Source organism: Streptomyces jumonjinensis, assembly GCF_009600885.1.
In the GTDB taxonomy this organism is placed as follows: domain Bacteria; phylum Actinomycetota; class Actinomycetes; order Streptomycetales; family Streptomycetaceae; genus Streptomyces; species Streptomyces jumonjinensis.
In genome coordinates, this window is the sequence record NZ_VCLA01000160.1 from 89,405 (window position 1) to 108,546 (window position 19,142).

Sequence of the window (19,142 nt, forward strand, 5' to 3'; positions counted from 1 at the left end):
ACTCCGCACACACGCCCAGGCCATGGCCCTCTGGCGACAACAACGCGCCACCGACACCGAATCGGCCTTCCGCCGATAACGCAGGGATGTTGAACCGCCACAGACTCCGTCCCCGGCGCAGACCCCCGTACCACTCACACCGGGGGGCGGCGGAGTTCCACGATGCCGACCGCACCGGATGCGGCGTATACCCCGCGGTCGCGTACTCCGGGGCCGGGACACGGACTGCGGACTTCCACGATGGCCGCGCCCTGGTGATCCACCGGAGACTGACGGCAGGCCGTGCGCACCATGCGTCACGGAACCCGGCTGACCCCGCGCACACGACGGCTGCGGCCCCGGACCCCGAGCAGACGGGTCCGGGGCCGCAACCATGTCCGGGCGCGGCAGACCATCCCCGCAGGCGCGGGGACCACGGCGGCGTCGCCGTCGACACCCTGGTCACCGACGGACCATCCCCGCAGGCGCGGGGACCACACCTCCTGACCTGCGGCGTTGTCACGTGATCATGCCGTTTTCCTTTACTTGCTTCAGGCCAGCCTCCGGGTGCTGATGCTGTGCGGGTGTCAGCGTCACCAGGTCGGTAGCACCGTATCCACCGGCATGGTGGCCGCGCCGCCGGTTTCCCACACCCGCCACCGGCGTCACCGCCAACCCACGCCCGCAGACAAGCAGCGCCAGCCCGCCCGAACGACCGGGAACGACCCGGCCGAGCCGGGACAGATACAGCGTCGGCGCCGAACGAGCCCGCCACTCGGCACCGGATTGGGACTCGGCAGCACCGCCCTCCTCCCCGGGACGGCGCACGCCGCTCCGGCAACCGAACAAGCCTGCGGGGACTGCGGCATCGGCTCTCGGCCGGGCTGGCGGCGTTCCATGCGGCCGCCCGCTTATGCCGATCTCACCCGGCTTCTGCCCCGCCTCCACCATGACATCGCCGCCGTACGGGCCGGTATGTCCGGGGCACCCCGCGGGCGCGGGGACCACGGGTGCTCAGCGCGGCATCGGCCAGCGCCCTTCGCGGACGTCGTCTTCAGCGAGGCGAGGCTGGTGTCGATCCAGTTCTGGGTGAGGCTGTAGCCCTGCTCCCGGTACTCGACTGCCTGGACCAGGCGTTCGGGCTTGTCGGCGTCGCGGGCGACGACCGCCTCCGAGGTCTCGCCGGCCTCGTACTCGTCGAGCGCTCCCTGCACCCCGGTGCGGACGGCCGGGTGGGCGTTGGCGACCGGGTCAGCGGGCACCTCCCTGTTCGGGGCGGCCTTCAGGTACTTCCGGCCGCTGTGCGGGATGTCCCCGACCCGCGTCTCCTGAGAGTCGCGGAACAGGCACAGCAGCGCGACCCTCGCCGGGTCAACGCCCTCCATCATGGCGAGCACGGAGCCGATCACCCCGACGCGGAAGGAATGCTCCGCGACGGACTCCGGGGCCTTGTTGCCGGTGAACCACCAGCCGGTCCGTGCGACGCGCTTGAGCACGCCCATCTCGGAGATGAAACTCGCGGTGCCCTGGGTGATGTCGTCGGCCATGAGGTCCTGCGGTGTCAGCGGCTGGGATCGAGAACGTAGTGGACGTGGGCGAGCTCGCGCCGCGATCCCGCCGACAGCGCTGCCTTGGCCGGATAGGAGCCCTTGACGTCGGTACCGGCCTGCGGGACGGTCTGCGCAACTACGCGCAACCGACTCACAGGGGAGTAAGCGATGACGCTACGGTTCGTCGGGATCGACCCCAACACCGGCGGCGAGGGATCACCTACGGTGTGGGTGGAAGAGGAGAGCGCGGACCTGGTCCTCCAGGGCGAGGAAGCCGACGCCCTCCTTCGGGCCCTGGTCGGCTCCACCGAGTGGGTGGCCGGCCACAAGACAGGGATCCCCGCACACGAGCGGGTGATCCGGATTCCGGCCCGCATGGTGCCGATTCTGAGGGAGGCGTGCGATGCCGCTGAACGCGCAAGCGCTGAACACCGCGACGTTCGCTGATCTGCTCGCCGACACCCACCACACGGCGGTCCACCTGGAGATGCGCGACGTCTACGCCGTCGGAGACGAGAGGGACGACTACGCCGCCTTCCTGCGGACCGGCGTCCCGAACCTCGACCCGACCCGCTCGTTCTGGCCCCAGTGGATGCCGCTCGTTCAGGATGCGGTCGCCCGCGGCGTGGTGATGCGCCGCGCCCGGATCGTCTCCGAGCCGGTCACCGACTACATCCGCTACGAGCACGCCATCACCCCGCTCAACCTCCAGGCCGGAGAGGACGTGCGCTGGCTGCCCCGCCGCCGCGCCTCTGACATCCCGCTGCCCGGCAACGACTTCTGGCTCCTGGACGGGCAACTCGTGCAGTTCCACCACTTCACCGGCACCGGCGCCTGGGCGACCAACGGCAGGGAACGCACCAGCGTCCCGGCCGCCGTCGCGCTGTGCACCACCGCGTTCGAGACGGTCTGGGAACGCGGCGTCCCGCACGAGAAGTACACCGTCCAAGCCCTCTGAGCAGCCCCATGACCGCCTCCCCATCCTCCAGCGCACAAGCAGCCCGCGAGGCGCTCGCCGTGCGGTTGCAGCACCTGCGCAAGGACGCCGGGCTCACCGGGAAGGACCTCTCCGCCCGGTGCGGCTGGCACCCGGCGAAGACCACCCGCATCCAAAAGGGCGACGCCCCGCCCTCCGACGCGGATATCCGCGCCTGGTGCACGGCCTGCGACGCGGACAACCAGGCCGACGACCTCATCGCCACCGCCCGCGCCGTCGACTCGATGTATCTGGAGTGGCGCCGCCTGCACAAAGACGGGATGCGCAAGGTCCAACAGGACTGGAACACCCTGCACGAGCGCACCCGCGTCTGCCGGGTCTACGTCTCCAACGTGCCGCCGGGCTTCTTCCAGACGCCCGGCTTCGCCACCGCCCTCATGGAACAGATCACCAGCTTCCAGGGCACCCCCAACGACGTCGCCGAAGCGGTCGCCGCCCGCATCGCCCGCTCCCGCTTCCTCTACGAGGGCGACCACCGCTACGTCGTCCTCATGGAGGAGTCCGTCCTGCGCTACCGCACCGCCGACCCCGAGGCGATGCGCGGGCAACTGCGCCACCTCCTGGCCGTGATGCCGCTCGCGTCCGTCTCGCTCGGGATCATCCCGTTCACGGCGCAGCGCACCGTGTGGCCGCTGGAAGCGTTCTACCTCCACGACGGCGACGTGGCCGTGGTGGAGACGCTGACGGCAGAGATCAAGGTGACCCAGCCACGCGAACTCGCCGACTATGCCAAGGCGTTCGTCGGCCTCGCGGAGATGGCCGTGTACGGCGACGACGCCCGCGACCTCATCCGGGCCGCGATCAGCGCCCTGGAGTGAACCCCCCGCAATTACCCGCAATTTCGTTGAGGACCGAGCGGTGGCCTCCGTAGCGTCGAACGACAGCGACGCACCCAGCGACAGAAGGCGGTGCCCATGAGCGCACCCACACCCGCCAGCCCCGCACCAGAAGGCCCCGGCCTCCAGCCGTCCGACTTTCGGCCGGCCCTTCCCGGCACTGGTCGCCCGCGCCGACCGCAGCTACGCCCGCTTCCTCGCCGCCCAGGCCCCCGACGCCAACACCGGCGACCACGACCAGGGCGACGCGGCGGGCCGCCAGTGAGCGACACCCACGCCGTGCTCTACGACCCCCACGGCCTGATCGAGGCCGAGCACCCCCCGGACCGCGCCCCGCACGAAGCGCTCGTCACCGCCGTGCCCGCGTGGAAGAACCCAGACCTCGAACCTCGCGACTACGAGCAGATCGCCCTCCAACTGACCAGGCACGCCCGCGCAGTGGCCGCCGGCGTCCGGCGCGCTGCGGACCTGCTGCCCGAAGACCACGCCGCCCGCGCCCTCGCCGATGTCGTCCTGGAGGAAGCCGACCGGCGCCTGTCCGTTCCGCTGGAAGGCACCGCGCGCTGCGCCCAGCGGCCCGCCCGGCCCGCCCGGCTCGTACGCGCTCTGTACGAGCGCCTGGACCGCGTCGCAGGCGTCGCACCCCAGGCCGTCACGACCCCCTGAGAGCACCGCGCACCCGGACGAGACCGGATCTCCCGAGTGCGCGGTGCACGGCACCACTCCCGGCCCAACCCGGGCCGGGCGAGCACCACTCGACACCGAGAGGGGCACCACCGTGAGTACCACAACGACCGAGCTGCGCCGGTTCCTGACCATCACCGGCCAGCGCTTCGACAACGGCCAGTCCGCACCCGAGATGTTCTCCCCGGCCGTGGACGCGGCCTGGCACGAACTGCTCGGCACCCCCGCCTACGCGGCCCTCTGCCAGGAGACCGCCGGCCAGCCGATCGGCCACACCGCCAACAACGGCCACGGCCCGATCTCCTGGGTCGCCGCCTACGAGGAGACGTACGGACCACTGCCGGACATCTGGTTCACCGGCACCGACGGCAACGTGGACCAGGACACGCTCGTCCGCTACCGGGAGACCGGCACCGTGGTCGCCGAGTGGGACTGCTCCCCGACCGGCGGCGACGGCGACGACGACGTCGCGCCCGACCAGCCGGAGACCGCCCGCCGGTGACCACCGGCCGCACCACGCCGGCGCCCCGGCCCACCGCCGGGGCGCTGCTCCTCGTTGAGGTCAGCACCACCCGGCCGAGATCCGTGGACATCAGCGACTACGCGCGGCAGATGACCGCCCACTGCCCTTACCTGGCCCCATCGCTCCGGGCGGGCCTGACGACCTGGACGGTCTATCGCGCCGACGGAAGCGCCGAAGCCGTCCAGGCGGAGCTCTTCCACGCGGGCGCCCAGGCCGCGGAGTGGCTGCGGCCCGTGCTGAACCGGCCGCACGGCATCCTGCGGTGCGAGAACATCGTCCTGGTGGGCGAGGTGCCCGGCACCCGGCACCGTGACCTGCTCGCCTGGCCGCACTGGGTGCTGAAGAACCTGTACGGGCCGGTCGGGGTGATGTTCGGCAAGTTCTATGCGGGAGAAGAGGAAGTCACCGCGGCCGGCCACCGGATCCCGGCCGCCCCCGCCTCGTTCCTCCCGGTGAGGGCCGCCGTCCGTCGCCGCGACCCGCAGTTCCTGCGCGCGACCCCCGACCTGGCCGCCGCGCTCGCCGCAGCCGACGACGACGGCCGCGACGTGTTCGAGCACATTCCCACCGAGTGGACGGAGATCCGCACATGGGCCAGGCACCTGCTCCCCCCGGCGAAGCCGTCTCCCTCCTCATCGGACAGACCGGCGAGCCCACCGCGATCCAGCTCCTGAGCGACCGGCGCGGCTCCCGGGTCTGGAAGATCCAGGGCCCCAAGGGAGCCGTCGCGTTGAAGGCCAACGACCCAGACGGCGACGACGCCTGCGACAAGGCCGCCGAGATGGCCCAGGAGGACGACCATCTTCTTCGCCTCACCGCCGCCGGTGCCCTCAGCTCCGACTACCGGGTGAGCGCCGGGACATGGGAAGGCGGCCGGTGGCTGGGCGTCAACTGGATCGACACAGTACCCCTGTGGCGGGCCCTCGCCCTCGCCCGCGGGCCCGAAGGAGACCGCGCCTCGGTCCGCCCCTGGCTCGCGGGCATCGCCCGCACCTGGACGGAGCACCTCGCGCTCATGCACGCCGCCGGCTGGGCCCACGCCGACGTCCAGCCCACCAACACCCTCGTCACGCACGCCGGCCACGCGGAGGTCATCGACTACGCCCTCGCCTGCGGCCCCGGAGACGACCGTCCTGTCCCCTACCGGGGAGCCCTCACCCACACCACCGCCCCCGAGCTCGCCACGGAGATCCTCGCCACCCCCGCCGACATCCACATCCAGGCACAGCCGCCCGCCGACATCTGGAGCCTGGGCGCCTCCCTGTTCTGGTGCTGGACCGGCCAGCGCCCCGTTCCCTACGACGACGACCTCGACCGGTCGGAGAAGCTGGCCGTCATCGCCAGGGGCACCATCACCGTGCTGCGCGACGTCCGGCCGTGGCCGTACCCCGAGTTCGAGGACGCCGTCACCACGTGCCTGGCCCCCGACCCCGCCGACCGGCCCACCGCGAACGAGCTGACCGCCGCATGGTGACCCTGCGCGCTCTGAGCCCCGACGACGCCCCCGCCCTCGCCCGCGTCTACAGCGGGGCCTCCACCCGGCACACCACCGGCAAGCCCCTCACTCTCGACCAGGCCCACGACAAGATCCGCACAGCCCTCGCCAGAGCCGCCGAGACCCCGCGCGCGCAGTGGAGCTGGGGCATCCTCACCGACGACGAGCTGATCGGCCTGATCGCCCTGCGGCGACGAGCCCCGTCCATGGGCACCATCAGCTACATCCTCCGGGAAGACAGCTGGGACAACGGCTACGCCACCCTGGCCGCCGATCAGGTCGTCTCCATCGCCTTCACCACCGCCGGCCTGAACCGGCTGGAGGCCATGCACCACCCCGACAACCCGGCCTCCGGACGCGTCCTGATCAAAGCCGGGTTCACCCGCGTCGGCACGTCCGACCGGCACACCGACGACGGAACCACCGTGCCGTACCAGACGTACGCGCTGCAGAAGCCGTGAGGCACATGCCGAGGGCTGCTCCCCAGGACACCCGAGCTGCGGCTCTCCCCCAAGGCCCCGTCATACTCTCCGCCCCGGACGCACCACCTCCACCGGTAGGGTCATCGTCACGGCATCGCGTACGGCACGCACCACCGGGCTGAGGGGACGGTCGATGGGGACGGATAACGGGCCGCAGAACACCTGGGGCGAGTGGCGCAGGCACCTGCGATCCGGGCCCGAGCAGCAGCTCGTGCGCGACTGGTACCGCCGCCTCGAATGCCCCACGTGCAAGGCCGTCATGGGGCGCGCCTGCCGCACCAGCAACGGCCACCCAGCCGACCATCACCGCGCCCGCCGCGACGCTGCCGGGCCGCTCCCGTACGAGCAGTGGAAGCAGCGCGGGCTGTGGGCGGAGCCCAAGCGGTTCACCATGCCAGCCGTCCTGAAAGAAGCGGAGAAGGCGCGAACCGACTACAACGTGGACCTCGCCCTGGGCGACGGCGTGGCGGTTGTGAGGATCTTCCTCGCGGAGCGGCTCGGCATAGCCCTCAAAGACGAGGCGACCCTGGACCGCATCGACGACGCCGTGCGGCAGCTGCTGCAAGCCCGCGGTCCGGCGAGATCGGCAGACCTGGTCACCGTTCTCGCCAGCCTCATCGCCACGCTCCTCTCCACCACTGCAGGGCCCGACGGCGATCCGGAAGCTCTGTTCGACTCTCTGATCAGCGCGCAGGTCAACGAGGCGCGGAGACTCCGCGCTATCGAAAAGAACCGCTCCCACGGCTAGAGAGGGCCCCGGCGTTGGTCGACCCCGCGGGCGCGGGGACCACACCATGACCAGGTTCGGCTGGCCGCCCTTCATCGGACCATCCCCGCGGGCGCGGGGACCACGACGGGGCTTTTTCATGCCCTTCTACATGCGCAGGACCATCCCCGCGGGCGCGGGGACCACCTGGTGCCGACGCCATCGCCCGCCGGACCGCGCGGACCATCCCCGCGGGCGCGGGGACCACACTTCCTGACCTGCGGCGTTGTCAGGTGATCATGCCGGTTTCCTTTACTTGCTTCAGGCCAGCCTCCGGGTGCTGGTGCTGTGCCGGTGTCAGCGTCACCAGGCCAGTAGCACCGTATCCGCCGGCATGGTGGCCGCGCCGCCGGTTTCCCACACCCGCCACCGACGTCACCGCCAACCCGCACCCGCAGACGAGCAGCGCCACGGGGCACCCCGGCCGGCCGCGCTATCTCGGTGAGCTGCCGCCCGGCGGTACAGACTGCCCGGGGCCGGCCCCCGTACGCGCGAAGCCTTCCACCGAGGCGGCAGCGGGCGCGGTCCGGCACGCGGCCCGGGCAGCGGTCACTCGTGGGCGGGGTACGCCGGACCCCTTTGTTCCGGGCACCGCCCGGCTCCCTTCCGAGGCGAAGTCTCGGCGGACATCGCCGCGGTGCCCGGCCTCGCGCGCACCAACAGCCGCTGGCACCGGCGGACCTTGCGGAGCAGGTATTCCGTGTAGACGCGGAGCGCGATGGTCACCGTGGCGCATATGCCCCACAGGATCCACCACACCGGTGCCAGACCTTCTGTCATCTGAAGCCAGGTGTAGTTGACGCCTCCGAGTCCGATGAAGACAAGGGGCACGTTCTTGTTCATCATGAATTTCTTGATCATCACGCGTTCCTCTCCCTGATCGGCCGTCAAGGCCGGGGAAACTCCTGATCGGCGGGCGGTATGAGGTGTTCGTGGCCGCGTTCCGCCAGAGCGGCGACGGCGGTGGGGGCGCAGAGCGCGCCCGGGGCGTTCATGGGTGTGGACCAGTGCAGCAGGGCGTGTTCGGTGAGGTCGGGGCGGGGGACGCCGAGCCAGGTGCCGAAGCCGAGGCAGCGGGCGAGACCGGAGGTCCAGGTCTCGGAGGTGCGCGCGGGGACGAGCGCGTAGTACCAGCGGGCCGGGTCGCAGATGACCGGGCCGTCGAGGGCGGCGGTCAGGTGTTCGGCGACCGTCGCGTGGACGCTGTCGGCGGCGGCGTGCACCAGTTCGACCGGGAGCCGGACCGCGTCGAAGCGTACGCCCGCCGGGAGCATGGCGTGGGAGCCCTCGCGCCAAGCGGCCCACGCGTCCGCGGGGGCGTCGAGCGACGCGGCGAGCCACCGGCCGATCGCGTCGTCGTTCGTCGTGGTCACAGGGTCCTCCATCGTCGCTGTCCGCCGTCCTGACCAGCATCGGCCGGATCGCGTATCAGCGGGATGACCGGCGGGAGTCACCGAGGCGGTAATAGACTCGCGCCGCTCCTGTAAGGCACCTTCGAGTGCTGAGGAACATCCCGGAAGTGGGACCGTATGGACGCTGGCGCCCCCAGCCCGCTCGCCCCCGACCTGCTCGACCGAGCAGACTTACGGGCAGCCCTGATCGAGCACGACTTCGCCGCCGTCTTCACTCTGATCAAGAAGTGGGGCGGCCTCTCCCAGAACAAGATCGGCGCAGCCTGCCAGCTGACGCCGGGCAAGGTGTCCACGATCATCAACGGCGGCCAGCGCGTCACCAGCTTCGATGTGGTGTGCCGGATCGCCGACGGGCTCCGCATCCCCGGGCGGCTGCTCGGCCTGGCCCCCCGTTCCTGGGAGAGTCAGCCCGCCCAGCAGCCGGCGGAGCCATCGGGGGACCGAGCCGCGGACGACATCCCGTGGCGTCCGGACGCCACGGCGCATCTGGTGGCCGGCTTGACGAGGAGCGATCTGGTGATGGACCGACGCGCGATGGCGCGCGCTCTGACCGTGGCCGCCGTCACGGGCACCGCCCTGCTCGACCCGTTGGAAGGATGGCTGCGGCCGTCCGCGAAGCCGGTACGCCCGCCGCGTCGCGGGCGTCTGGGAGCCCGGGACGTGGCCGAACTGGAGAAGTCGGCGCGGGAGTTACGGCAGTGGAGCCGCCGCTTCGGCGGGGCGCTGCGCCGGAGGGCGGTGCTCGGGCAGCTCAGCGAGGTCGCCGAAGCGCTCGATGAGCACCAGACTCCGGCTGTCGAGACCGGGCTCTACCGGGGCATGGCGCAGCTCGCGGGGACCGCGGCCACGATGGCGTGGGACGCGGGGCTGCACCGCCGGGCTCAGGACTACTACCGGCTCGGGCTCCGTGCCGCCCATGCGGGCGGGGACCTGGTGTTCGGCGCCAACGTGCTGGCGGGGATGGCCCGGCAGATGCTGTACCGCGACCGTCCTGACGATGCGCTCCAGCTCGTCCAGTTCGCTCAGGAAGGGGCCCGGGAGGTGATGGGCCCCCGGGTCCGCGCGATGCTCCACACCCGGGAGGCGTGGGCTTTTGCCGCTCAGGGCCGACTGGCCGGGTTCGAGAGGGCGACCGCCCGAGCGGCCGAAGCGCTCGCGGACGCGGGCCCCGGGGAGGACGAGCCGTACTGGATCGCCTACTTCGACCGTGCCGAGCTGGCCGGGGTCACCGGAGGGCGTCTCCTGGAACTCGCCCGGCGGGACCCCCGTCGACACGCCGAGCGCGCCGCCGCCGACATCCGTACGGCCCTCTCCGCCCGGGGAACGGAGGCCGGGCGCGGCCATACGCTCGACCTGATCGGTCTCGCCGAGTGCCGCTTCCTGCTCGGCGATATCGTCGGCGGAGCGGCGGAGGCGGGCCGCGCCATCGAGGTGTCGCGGCTCAGCCGGTCCGGCCGGGTGCGGGCGCAGCTGGAGCAGCTCTATCCGTACACGGTGGAGCACCACGCGTCCGGCCCCGTACGTGAGGCGCGGGACGGCATCCGCGATCTGCTGTCGAGCTGAGGAGTACGGATGACGACGCTGGCCGTGACCGGACACATGGATCTGGCCGACGAGAGCGTGCCGGCGGTGCGGGCGGCGCTCCGTGGACTCCTGGCCGGATACGGCGATCTCACGGGTGTGTCGTGCATCGCCGCCGGCGCCGACTCCCTGTTCGCCGAGGAGGTCACGGCCGTGGGCGGCCGTCTGATCGTCGTGATCCCTTCGAGGGACTACCGGGCCAGGAAGGTGCGGCCCGCCCATGCCCCGGTCTTCGACCGTCTGGTGGACGCCGCCGCGGAGGTGGTGACGCTGCCGTACGAGACCGCGCGTCGGGACGCCTACGAGGCGGCCAACGCGGAGTTGCTCAAGCGAGCCGACCGTCTCGTCGCGGTGTGGGACGGCAGCCCACCGTCCGGCAAGGGCGGGACCGCGGACACCGTCGAGCTGGCCCGCGCTGCCGGAGTGCCGGTGGATGTGGTGTGGCCGGACGGCGCCACGCGCCGGGCGTGATGCCGGGCAGAGGAAAGTACTACGAGGTCTGGGCGGTCATCGGCGGACCGAAGGCGCCCTGAGCCCGAGCGCCGCCCGAGTGCCCGCATGGGCCCCCGCCGCACAATCCGCCGTAAGGTCCATCCTGGGACCCGGATCCGGCGACGGCAGGACCGGCAGGGCTCGGCCCGCCCGGATCGTCCCGTACCGCCCGGCGGAACTCTTCGTGCCCCGTCCGGCTCGTCCGTGACTGGTTCCGCGACCGCTGGGAAGTAGTCTCCCCGTTCGGCACAGGGGGCAGGACCCCCGCGGGGCCATGGTCAACAGGGGCGCACAGGGGATCACCTCATGCATTCGCACGCCCCCCTCGCGTCGGCCTGTCCTGGGTATTAGGCAGTTCGTCAGTGAAGCGCGCCTCGGCTGCGGTGAACTGATGAAAGTTGCAGCACAACGTGCGGAGCATCACCGCCCGTTGCGCAAGCTCGCGGAAATAGCGGTTGAAGAGAGCTAAGGAGCAGCCCCATGACAACGGTTCTATTGGTACACACGGTGTCGCTGTGGCGTGCCTCATTGGCTTGCCTGCTCGGCAAGGACCAGCGGCTCCATGTGCGCACCACGGACAAGGGCGGCGTACGCGCCGCCATGGCGGAGCACGGCGCGGACATACTCGTCACCGATCTCGACTGTCCGGAGTCCGTGGAAGTCCTCTCGCTCATGGAGACCTTACGGAAGCCGGCCGGCCGGGGCACCGCCCTGGTGGTCCTCGCCAGAGGGGACAGGGCCGGAGATCTGCGCAGGGCCTCGGACGCGGGAGCCAGGGGCTATATAGACAAGTTCGGCCCGGTGGACAATCTGTGCGAAGTCGTACGGGGCGTCGCGGCGGGCGGCCGTCATATCGATCAGTCGCTGGCGTTCGGCTTGCTCCAGGCGGCCGAAGTACCGCTCTCGGCCCGCGAGTTACGGGTGCTCGCCCTGGCGGCGGAAGGGGAGTCGGTGTCGTCGATCGCGAAGGCGCTCCATCTGGCCAGTGGCACCGTACGGAACTATCTGGCCGCCGCGATCCGGAAGACGGGGGCGCGCAACCGGCTGGACGCGATAAGACTGTCGAAGGAGTTCGGCTGGCTGTAGCACCAGCCGCTGGATCAGCCGGGGTCATGGGACCAGTGACCGGCGAGATCGCGGTAGAGCGCGGATCGGGCCGGCAGTTCGGCGGGAGTGCCGCAGACCGTGTCGGCCCCGTCCATCACCAGCACCCGTTCGGCGCGCGCGGCGGAGGTCAGCCGGTGAGCGATGACCACCAGCGCCCCGGCGCGCGCGGCGAGCGCGCTCTCGGCCAGGGCTTCGGCGGCCGGGTCCAGATGGCTGGTCGCCTCGTCCAGGATGAGCAGGGGGGCGGTGGTCAGATGGGCCCGGCCGAGCGCGATGAGCTGGCGTTCGCCCTGGGAGAGCAGGCCCGGGTCGAACGGCGCGTCCACTCCGCCGAGCCGCTCGGCCAGCGCGTCGAGACCGATCGCCGCCACCGTCGCCGCGATCTCCCGGTCCCGGGCCCCGGGGCGCAGATAGCGCAGATTCTCGCGGAGCGTCCCGGTGAACACGAACGGCCGCTGGGGCAGCAGGGTGCGTACGGCGGTGGGCTCCAGCGCGTCGGTGGCGAGGCCCAGCCAGCGGACCTCGCCGCCGGTGGGGGGCACGACGCCGGCGAGGACGGCGGCCAGGGTGGACTTCCCGCTGCCGCTGGGGCCCACGACGGCGAGATGCCCATCGGACGGAACGGTGAGATCGAGCCGGTCGAGCACCGGGCGGGCCCCGGGGCCATAGGCGAAGGTGACCGCCCGCAGTTCGGCGACCGGCCGCGCGGTACGGGGCGGGACGAAGGCCCGCCCGGGCGGCGGGGGCGGCAGCGGCGCGGGGCCGGTGAAGCGGTCCAGTACCACCACCAGTCGCCCGGCGGCGGTGCCGAGGACGCCCAGCAGCGCGTGCACGGCCGGGGCCAGCGAGTACGTCAGATAGGTGAACGCCCCCACCAGAGCGCCGCTGGTGAGCCCGTGCCGCATCAGCCAGGGCGCGGCGAGCAGCAGAAGCAGCGGGGGCAGTTGCCCGCACACCGCGAGCGCGACGATCCGCACCGCGGCCCAGCGTGCCAGCGAGCGGGCCTGTACGGCTTGTTCACCGGCGAGCGCGCCGGCCTCGGCGACCACGCGCCCGGCCGCTCCGGCCGCCGCGATGTCGCGCAGGGCGGCGGCGGTCTGTCCCGCGTGGGCGGCGAACGCCTCGTCGGCGGTGAGATAGGCGCGCTGACGGGCGGCCATGGGGGCGAGCGTGGCCAGGAAGAGCCCCAGGCCGAGCAGGAGAGGCGGCAGCGTCACCAGCAGGAGCCGGGGCGCGAGGACCGCCATTCCGGCGAGCGCGCCCGCCGCGGTGAAGACGAAGGAGCGCAGGGAGAGGACGAGTCCGGCCCAGCCGTCGCGGGCGATCTCGCTCTGGTGGGTGATCTGGGAGACGGAGCCGGTGGTGGCGGCGGTGGGGCCGGTGAGCGCGGTGCCGATGGCGCGGGCGACGGCCCGGCGTACGAGTCCGTCGCGCAGCGGCTCCACCAGATCGGCGAGCCCGGCGAAGACGCCCCGGGTGGCGACGGCGGCGGGGAGGGCGGCGACGGCGGCGACGGCCAGCCAGAGCAGCCCGGTCGCCGGGGCGCCGTCGAGAAAGCCGCTGTCGATGGCGCGGGCGACGGCGAATCCGCCCAGGAACGTCTGGGCGAACTCCAGCAGCGACCAGCCGCCGAGCAGCGCGATGACGCGGGTGCGGGCGCGGAGATACGGCCTGGCTTCGCGTACGACCCGGCCGAACGCCGTGCCGGGCGGGGGGACGGGCGGGGGAACGGACGGCTCTCCGGCCCCGGCCGGTCCTGCGCCCGGTGGCACGGCGGCGGGGGCGGTGACTGTGGTGTGCTCCGGGGTCATCGGGCCTCCCTCCCGGGGCCGGGTCGGCTCGGGCGGGCGAGAGGGCCGGCCGTACGCCCCTGGTCCGGGCCGGCCGTCGCGGTGCCGTCGGCCTGGCCCGGAGCCCCGTACGCCCGGGTGGGCGCACGGCCGCTCACCGGACCGGGGTCACGCTCACGCTCGCCCCCACCGGACCGCATGGAGCGCACCCCATCGCCCACACCGGCCGCACCGGAACCCGCACTCCCGCTCACCGGACCAGCCGCGCGCTCACCCGCCGCACCCACCGCACCGGGCCCTCCCGGGGCCGTCGGGGCTGTCGGGCGGGCGGCGTGGAAGACGGCGCGGTAGTCCGGGTCGTCCCACAGGACGGCATGGGGGCCGGTCGCGCGGACCATGCCGTTCTCCAGCCAGACCACCGCGTCGGCGTCGGCGGCCGTGGAGACCCGGTGCGCGACCACGATTCTGGTACCGGCCCCCGCACGGCGGGCCAGGGCGCGCTGGACGCGGTGCTCGGTGACCGTGTCCAGGCTGGAGGTGGCGTCGTCGAGGATCAGCAGCCGCCCCGTGCGGGCGAACGCGCGGGCCAGGCCGAGCCGCTGGCACTCGCCGCCGGAGAGCGGGGCCCGCTCCAGCGGAGTGCGGTACCCGAGCGGCAGCAGCGCGATGAAACCGTCGGCCGACGCGTCCCGGGCCGCCGAGCGCACCCGCTCCCCGGACGGCCGTCCGGCGCCGAACGCGATGGTGTCCCCGACCGTCGTACCGAGCAGCGCGGGCCGCGCGAACGCGAAGGTCACCTCCTCCCGCAGCCGTACCGGATCGACGCCGTCGAGCCGCACCCCGTCCAGGGTGACGGTCCCCGCCTCGGGGTCGGTGAGCCGCCCCGCCACCGCCGCCAGCAGCGACTTCCCCGATCCCGACCGTCCGACGACCGCCATCGAGGTGCCCCCGGGCACCGTCAGGCTCACCCCTCGCAGCAGCCGCTTCCCGTCCCGTACGACATCGACGTCCCGCAGCTCGACCCGGCCGGGGCCGCCGGGCGGCAGCTCCAGGGAGCGATGGGGTACGGCGGAGAGCCCGAGGAGCGGATCCAGCCGGCGGGCCGCGGCACGCCCCCGGGAGATCGTGCTCAGCGCCCCCGTCAGCACGCCGAGCCCCACGGCGAGCACGGTGTAGCGGGAGACGGCCAGCAGCTCCCCCACGCTGATCGCCCCGGCCGACATCCGCAGCCCGGCGACGCCCAGCACCAGCACGGTGAGCAAGGGCAGCAGCAGCGCGCTCGCGCCGGTGGCCCGGCCGAGGATCTGCCAGGTCAGCCGCCCGTGCGCGGAGAGCCGGGTGAGCGGCTCGGTGATCCTGGTGTGCTCATGGGCGGCGGTGCGCGCCGCGCGCACGGTGTCGATGCCGTCCAGCACCTCGGTCGTCCGGGCGGCGATCAGGGACTGTTCGCGCTGGTAGTCCGCCGAGGCGTCCGCCGTGCGCCGGACGAGGGTGCGCAGCAGGGCGATGAGGAAGGGCGCTCCCGCCAGCAGGGCTGCGGCGGGCCACAGATCGATCAGGAAGAGTGCGACGACCGCGCCGAGCGGCACCAGGACCGTGGCGGCGGCGGTCGCCGCCGCGACGGGCACCGCGGCGGCTTCGGCCGCGTTGGCGGTGATCCGGGTGGTCAGATCGCCGGGCGCGACGGCCTGGCCGTGGCGTGGCTCGGCGTGTACGAGCCGGTCGGCGAGCGTGGTCCGCAGCCGGGCGGTGCGGGTGGCGGTGACGGTCCCGCCGAGGAGGGCCACGACGGCGTCCAGGAGGACTTCGGCAGCGGTCAGCGCCGCGCAGAGCCGTAGTTCGGGCCAGGGGATCTCGCCCCGGGTCACCAGGGTGTCCACCGCGCTGCCGAGGGCCAGGGGCAGGGCGAGCGCGGCGAGGGCCGCGCCGATGGAGCAGAGGGCGACGGCCGCGAGCGGGAGACGGCCGGCGCGCGGGGAGCGGAACGGTGCCGACCCCGGCGGGGACGCCTGCGCCGCCGGCCTGCTCATCGTCACGCTGGAGCTCCTTCCGGTCCGGGCCACAGCCCATCGGCCGGCCCCGGGCAGCAGCCCGGGGCCGGCCGGCGAGCCGAGGGGCCGGCAGCGGGACATCCCGCCGGCCGGCCCCTCAGGGTGGTGTGACTAGCAGGTGAGGCTCAGGCTGCTGCCCTGGCAGAGAAGCAGGCTGAGGTTGCTGTTGGTCTCCACGTCCATAGCTTCCTCGGCGGGGGTCTCCAGGGCCTGAAGGTCGAGAAGCGCCATGATGATTTCCTTCCTTGGGGACGGTATATGTCTCATTGGTGCACGGCCCCTGGCTGGGGCCGGGTCGTGGGCCTCTCGCGTGGCGAGAGGAACGGCAGCGGAGCGGGGATGTCCCCGTACGCGCTGCCGAGGGCGAGCAGACATCCGGCGGTGCCGGTGGCCAGGTCCATGGACCGGCGCATCGACTGCTCTCCGGGAAAGGCGAGTTCACCGGCGTAGGGCAGGGAGTGAACGCCGAGGAGTACGGCGTGGCGGTGGATGACACGCTGCCGTTCGGCCGGGTCGCCGACGGGGGTCCGGGCCAGTTGCAGCATCAGCCCGGCCACCCCCCGGAACAGTCCCGGCTGGACGTAGAAGGCGGAGCGCAGCGCCGGCTGCATCGCCTGCCGGGCGGCATCGAAGGCGGCATCGGGGCGGTGGGCCAGATACTCGTCCAGCACCATCGCCAGTCCGGCGCTCCCGGCGCCCAGATAGGGCATGGCCCGTTTGCCCTCGATCACGAGCAGCGCGCCGTCCGTGTGCGGCTTGCAGCGGGCCAGATCGCGGCGGAGCGCGTCGGCGGCCAGATCGAGCAGGGCGGGATCGCCGGTCGACTCGTAGCGGCGTATGAAGAGCAGGGCGAGGCCCGTCGCACCGCGCAGCAGCCCCGTGTAGACGGACGGCGGGCCGGATTCCAACGCCTGTGCGGCGAGGGTGACGCAGCGGTCCGCGGCCCGGCGCAGGGCGGTGGCTTCCGCGCCGTCGGCGGTATGGGCCAGTTCATCGAGGACGAGTGCGATTCCGGCGTGTCCGCCGTGCAGATCGTGGCCCATTCCGTCGAGCGGTTGACGGATGATCAGTTGCGCGGTTTCCAGGGCCTGCTCCGGGCGGCCCAGGCGGCGCAGGGTCCAGGCGATGCCCGAGAGGCCGTCGTAGAGGCCGAGGGGGGTGCCGGAGACGGGTGCCTTGACCCGTTCCAGCAGCCATTCCAGGGCCTCGGGGCAGTCGGGTGCGCCGGTCTCATGGAGGGCGTGGAGCACTCCGGCCGCGCCGTAGCCGAGACACTGGCCGCCGGCCGGTGAGGCGAACTGGAGGATGTCGCCGGGGAAGCAGCGGTCGGCGCGGTCGGGGGTGAAGGAGGCGAGGATGGCGCGGGCCATGGAGTCACGGCTGAGGGGCCAGTCCCCCGGTTCGGGGATGTCGGCCGGATCGGCGGACGCCGCTGAGCCGGGGGTGCGTAAGCCTCTTCTCGGCCCGGGAATCCGGGCGTCCTCGGCGACCGGCGTGCCGGGCCCGCGCTGTCCGGGCACCGTGATCTCCGCCGGGCCGGGGGCGGGGGCATCCCGCAGGATCTCCTCCACCGCCGGGCGGAGTTCGTCCTCGGTCACCGGGTAGATCCGGGTGATGTCCCGCACCAGCCGCAGGACCCGCCGGCGGTCGGTGAGGAGCAGCGTGGTCAGCGGGAGGAAGAGCGCCAGGCGCAGACAGGCCAGTGCGTACCGGTCGATGTCCAGGCCCCGCCGGCCGGCGGGGGCGATGAAGGCCGGGTTGGCCACGATCTGGCGCTGATTCTCGGCCGCCGGGGACGCCGCCTCGAAGTCGAGGAGCACCACCCGGGATTCGTCGTCGGAGACCATGATGTTGCTCATATGGAGATCGCTGAAGACGATGCCCCGGGCGTGCACCGCTTCGACGGCCTTCTCCACCAGGCCGTGGATCCGGCACGCCCAGGCGACGTGCTCGGCGAGCCGCTCGGGGCCCGGCTCGGCGGACATGAGGGGGAAGCGACGGACGAAGAGGGTGTGGAGCGGGGTGCCGGAGATGTGTTCCAGCGCCAGGAAGCGGTGGTCTCCGACGTCGTGGACGCCCAGCACCCGCGGTACGAGATCGAGTCCGGCCAGTTGTTCGAGGGCGGTGCGCTCGCGTTCCAGCCGGGCGATCGCGTCGGCGCCGTCGGTGGCGAGCCCCGCATACGGCCGGGCCTCCTTGAGCACCGCCTTCGCACCGCTGCGGGTGTCACGCGCGGTGTAGACGCCGCCGCCGTTGGAGAAGTGGAGAGCTCCGAGGAATTCGTACGGCAGTTCCTGGGTGCCGACCGCCGCGCGGGCCTCCAGATGCGGCGTGAGGAAGGCGGGCGGTGTCACCCATTCGGGGATCTTGAAGGAGGGGCCGCGCGGGTCGGGGACCAGGGTGCCCGAGGGATCGGCGATGCCGGTCACCCACCGGCCGTCGGGGCCGAGGCAGAATCGGGCGGAGAAGGCCCCGTACCGTACGTACACCGGCCCGTCGCCGCAGCGCAGATCGCTCAGGACGTAGGGGCCGTGCTCGCCCTTCAGCAGGGCCATCAGATCGGTGCAGACCTCGGGGAAGACATCATCGGAGTGCGGGTAGACCGTGATGAACTTCCCGCTGCCCGCCCGGTCCCCGTACTTGGAGTTCCGCAGCAGGAGAAGGGCGTGGCCGGGGACGAACTTGAAGGGGATCCGCCGGGGCAGACAGTAGTCGGCCACCCGCCGCAGAACCGATTCGGCGTTGTCGAGTGCGGCCGAGACATGGATCTTCCAGCCCTGGGGCGGCAGCTTCAGACCCAGCGGGGTGTACGAGAACCAGTCGCCGTGCCGCGTCGTCTCCCACCCCTGGGGGGCGGGTGTACGGGCCGGAGCGTAGAGCGTCTCCCCGTCGTCGGCAGTGCGCTGCGAGCGGTGCGGGGTGTCGTAGAAGTCGTCATCCGCTTGGCAGTACGCGGCGTACTCGGGGTTCACGCTTGCTCCGTCGCTCGGCGTCGGTCTCGGCGAGTAAGAAGCTGTCACACCGGTTGGGGGGTGGAACAGTCGTCGCTGTCACCACTACGGCGTGCGCCGCGCATGCGATTCGCATGCGCGGCGCACGCCGTGGTGCGGCACTTCTCTGTGCGGGAAGCACACACCCGGAGCCACCGGCTCCGTGGAACATCCCCGGTGAGGCCCGCGACCTCGGACGAAGCCCGGCCCGCAGTCCAGGGCCTCTGCCGTGGAACCGGCGGCCCTTGTTCCCGAACCGTACGGACGCCCGGCCCTTTCGGTCCACCGCGGAGTCCGGCCGCCCGCGCCCCGGCGGTGGACCGGCCGTCCCCCATACCCGGCACATGCCTGTGGCACAGCACTGGACGGCCAGACCCCAGGCCCAGGTACGAACCCACGGCGCGGTC

General features: G+C 72.6%; 19 protein-coding genes and 1 pseudogene. 12 read left to right on the forward strand and 8 right to left on the reverse strand.

Going from position 1 to position 19,142, the window contains the following annotated elements; all coding sequences use genetic code 11:
- Positions 1-901 precede the first annotated feature (901 nt).
- A pseudogene (locus tag FF041_RS23120) lies at positions 902-1,526 on the reverse strand (HD domain-containing protein).
- Between the two features lie 14 nt (positions 1,527-1,540).
- The gene (locus FF041_RS40130) at positions 1,541-1,675 is read right to left on the reverse strand and encodes a hypothetical protein (RefSeq protein WP_267133221.1); all 135 of its coding nucleotides are present in this window, start codon (positions 1,673-1,675) and stop codon (positions 1,541-1,543) included.
- A 22-nt stretch (positions 1,676-1,697) separates the two neighbouring features.
- Here FF041_RS40130 and FF041_RS23125 point away from each other — a divergent pair, with 22 nt between their 5' ends.
- From FF041_RS23125 to FF041_RS23165, 9 genes are all read left to right on the forward strand, one after another.
- Positions 1,698-1,976 (forward strand): hypothetical protein, encoded by a 279-nt coding sequence (locus tag FF041_RS23125; protein ID WP_153524579.1) that lies wholly within the window; start codon positions 1,698-1,700, stop codon positions 1,974-1,976.
- A complete protein-coding gene (locus tag FF041_RS23130; protein WP_153524580.1) occupies positions 1,933-2,487 on the forward strand; it encodes a DUF6879 family protein in 555 nt (184 codons plus the stop codon). The genes FF041_RS23125 and FF041_RS23130 overlap by 44 nt, the downstream gene beginning before the upstream one ends.
- Before the next feature lie 8 nt (positions 2,488-2,495).
- Complete coding sequence (locus tag FF041_RS23135; RefSeq protein WP_153524581.1) at positions 2,496-3,344, forward strand: helix-turn-helix domain-containing protein; 849 nt, start codon at positions 2,496-2,498, stop codon at positions 3,342-3,344.
- Positions 3,345-3,623: 279 nt separating this feature from the next.
- Complete coding sequence (locus FF041_RS23140) at positions 3,624-4,028, forward strand: restriction endonuclease (protein WP_323392456.1); 405 nt, start codon at positions 3,624-3,626, stop codon at positions 4,026-4,028.
- A 112-nt stretch (positions 4,029-4,140) separates the two neighbouring features.
- The gene (locus FF041_RS23145; RefSeq protein ID WP_323392458.1) at positions 4,141-4,548 is read left to right on the forward strand and encodes a hypothetical protein; all 408 of its coding nucleotides are present in this window, start codon (positions 4,141-4,143) and stop codon (positions 4,546-4,548) included.
- Positions 4,545-5,243 carry a DUF6875 domain-containing protein gene (locus FF041_RS23150; RefSeq protein ID WP_323392459.1) on the forward strand — a complete coding sequence of 233 codons (699 nt, stop codon included), beginning with the start codon at positions 4,545-4,547 and terminating at the stop codon, positions 5,241-5,243. Before FF041_RS23145 ends, FF041_RS23150 begins: the two co-directional genes overlap by 4 nt.
- Positions 5,159-6,043: a protein kinase domain-containing protein gene (locus FF041_RS23155; RefSeq protein WP_153524582.1), complete on the forward strand. Its 885-nt coding sequence runs from the start codon at positions 5,159-5,161 to the stop codon at positions 6,041-6,043. Before FF041_RS23150 ends, FF041_RS23155 begins: the two co-directional genes overlap by 85 nt.
- Positions 6,037-6,525 (forward strand): GNAT family N-acetyltransferase, encoded by a 489-nt coding sequence (locus tag FF041_RS23160; protein WP_153524583.1) that lies wholly within the window; start codon positions 6,037-6,039, stop codon positions 6,523-6,525. Before FF041_RS23155 ends, FF041_RS23160 begins: the two co-directional genes overlap by 7 nt.
- A 154-nt stretch (positions 6,526-6,679) precedes the next feature.
- Positions 6,680-7,294: a zinc finger domain-containing protein gene (locus FF041_RS23165; protein WP_153524584.1), complete on the forward strand. Its 615-nt coding sequence runs from the start codon at positions 6,680-6,682 to the stop codon at positions 7,292-7,294.
- 567 nt (positions 7,295-7,861) lie between these two features.
- Here FF041_RS23165 and FF041_RS23170 read toward each other — a convergent pair.
- Positions 7,862-8,173, reverse strand: a complete 312-nt coding sequence (locus tag FF041_RS23170) for a hypothetical protein (protein ID WP_153524585.1) — start codon at positions 8,171-8,173, stop codon at positions 7,862-7,864.
- 26 nt (positions 8,174-8,199) lie between these two features.
- Positions 8,200-8,685 (reverse strand): hypothetical protein, encoded by a 486-nt coding sequence (locus FF041_RS23175; RefSeq protein WP_153524586.1) that lies wholly within the window; start codon positions 8,683-8,685, stop codon positions 8,200-8,202.
- Positions 8,686-8,841: 156 nt separating this feature from the next.
- On the opposite strand from FF041_RS23175, the gene FF041_RS23180 reads away from it, so the two are divergent.
- From FF041_RS23180 to FF041_RS23190, 3 genes are all read left to right on the forward strand, one after another.
- Positions 8,842-10,287, forward strand: a complete 1,446-nt coding sequence (locus tag FF041_RS23180) for a hypothetical protein (RefSeq protein ID WP_153524587.1) — start codon at positions 8,842-8,844, stop codon at positions 10,285-10,287.
- Positions 10,288-10,296: 9 nt separating this feature from the next.
- Positions 10,297-10,776 (forward strand): hypothetical protein, encoded by a 480-nt coding sequence (locus tag FF041_RS23185; protein WP_153524588.1) that lies wholly within the window; start codon positions 10,297-10,299, stop codon positions 10,774-10,776.
- A 501-nt stretch (positions 10,777-11,277) separates the two neighbouring features.
- Positions 11,278-11,883, forward strand: coding sequence for a response regulator transcription factor (locus FF041_RS23190; RefSeq protein ID WP_153524589.1), 606 nt, complete (start codon positions 11,278-11,280; stop codon positions 11,881-11,883).
- A gap of 14 nt (positions 11,884-11,897) precedes the next feature.
- On the opposite strand, the gene FF041_RS23195 is transcribed toward FF041_RS23190, so the two are convergent.
- The 4 genes from FF041_RS23195 to lanKC all read right to left on the reverse strand — a co-directional run bounded on the left by FF041_RS23195 (position 11,898) and on the right by lanKC (position 18,717).
- Positions 11,898-13,715, reverse strand: coding sequence for an ATP-binding cassette domain-containing protein (locus FF041_RS23195; RefSeq protein ID WP_153524590.1), 1,818 nt, complete (start codon positions 13,713-13,715; stop codon positions 11,898-11,900).
- Entirely contained in the window at positions 13,712-15,724 is a 2,013-nt protein-coding gene (locus FF041_RS23200) for an ABC transporter ATP-binding protein (protein WP_153524626.1), read from the reverse strand. Before FF041_RS23200 ends, FF041_RS23195 begins: the two co-directional genes overlap by 4 nt.
- Before the next feature lie 132 nt (positions 15,725-15,856).
- Positions 15,857-15,976, reverse strand: a complete 120-nt coding sequence (locus FF041_RS23205; RefSeq protein WP_153524591.1) for a SapB/AmfS family lanthipeptide — start codon at positions 15,974-15,976, stop codon at positions 15,857-15,859.
- A 32-nt stretch (positions 15,977-16,008) separates the two neighbouring features.
- A complete protein-coding gene (gene lanKC / locus FF041_RS23210) occupies positions 16,009-18,717 on the reverse strand; it encodes a class III lanthionine synthetase LanKC (RefSeq protein ID WP_323392464.1) in 2,709 nt (902 codons plus the stop codon).
- Positions 18,718-19,142 lie beyond the last annotated feature (425 nt).